This window comes from Kangiella sp., from assembly GCF_014762745.1.
GTDB lineage: Bacteria > Pseudomonadota > Gammaproteobacteria > Enterobacterales > Kangiellaceae > Kangiella.
Genome location: NZ_JABURJ010000066.1, coordinates 1 through 1,443, shown reverse-complemented (window position 1 = coordinate 1,443; position 1,443 = coordinate 1). Strand labels below are relative to the sequence as shown.

At 43.9% G+C, this 1,443-nt stretch carries 1 protein-coding gene; it reads left to right on the top strand.

Annotation, left to right across the window (positions count from 1 at the left end; all coding sequences use genetic code 11):
- Positions 1-165: 165 nt before the first annotated feature.
- Positions 166-1,260 (top strand): PQQ-dependent sugar dehydrogenase, encoded by a 1,095-nt coding sequence (locus HUJ19_RS04900; protein ID WP_290622587.1) that lies wholly within the window; start codon positions 166-168, stop codon positions 1,258-1,260.
- The last annotated feature ends 183 nt before the right edge of the window (positions 1,261-1,443 follow it).

Below are 1,443 nucleotides of genomic sequence, written 5' to 3'. Positions count from 1 at the left end.
TGGTACAAATTTGCTATGGTGTATTAAAACATCAAAGCGAATACCGACCTCAAGTAGCTTGAGGTCGGCTGGGAGAGATGGTATCTATATCTTGTCCTCCCATCCCTTGCGAAACCTATTCAAGAAGTATTAGTCTGTAATAACCTTAATCAATAGGAAATCAACATGACCAAGTTCATTCCCGCTCTTTCGAGCATTGTATTGCTGTCATTATCCGCCTGGAGTTCGCAGGCCGCAGAAGTTCCGGAAGGATTCAAAATCGAATTATTTGCCGATAATGTGGATGGTGCGCGTCAGATGGCTCTGTCTGATAGCGGCATTGTTTACACTGGCTCACGTAAGCCCGGCAAAGTCCATGCCATGATCGATAAGGACAATGATTTCAAAGTTGATGAAGTGGTTTTAATTGCAGATGGTTTGTATCTGCCCAGTGGAGTCGCCTATAAAGATGGTGATTTGTATGTGGCAGAAGTCGATAAGATTCTACGCTTCAAAGATATCGACAAAAACTATGACAAAAAGCCCGAGCCTGAGGTGGTTTTCGATAAGCTACCAAGCGAAAGTCATCACGGCTGGAAATATATAAAGTTCGGTCCTGATGGACATCTATATATTCCAATTGGCGTGCCTTGCAATATCTGTAATGAAGACGATGAGCGCTTCGGTACCATTGGTCGTTTAAATATCGAAACTAAAGAGTTTGAACTGATTGCAACCGGTGTCCGCAACAGTGTTGGCTTTGACTGGCATCCAGAAACTAAGGAGTTATGGTTTACAGACAATGGCCGTGACTGGATGGGTGATGATTTGCCGCCTTGTGAACTCAACATTGTGACAGAGGAAGGCCAGTTCTTTGGTTTCCCTTATGTGCATGGTGATGATGTTATTGACCCGGAGTTTGGCGATGAGCTAGGTGACCGCAAATATCAAAAGCCAGCATGGGAGTATCAAGCTCATGTGGCGCCATTGGGGATGTTATTTTACACAGGTGATATGTTCCCGGAAGAATATAAAAACACTCCTCTGGTGACGCTGCACGGTTCCTGGAATCGTAGCACCAAAGTGGGCTATAAGGTGGTGCATATGTTGCTGGATGGCAATAAGGTTTTATCCGAAGATGACTTTGTGACTGGCTGGCTCAAAGGCGATGAAGTACTTGGCCGTCCTAATGACATTATCATGCTGCCTGATGGTTCGATTTTGATTTCTGATGATGGCTTCAGCAAGGTCTATCGAGTGTCGTATCAGAAGGGTGAGTAATTTTTAATATTATTTTCTGGCCTGAGGTTTTGTTCCAGTTATAGATGTACATGGGCGGCGTGTTTTCGCTTCTCAGCGAGTACCTTTTCTTTGCTTGTCCAAAGAAAAGGAACCAAAAGAAAGGACACTGTAATGTCAAGAACATGGGTAACAGTTTAGTCCAAATACATGGGTTACACTTTC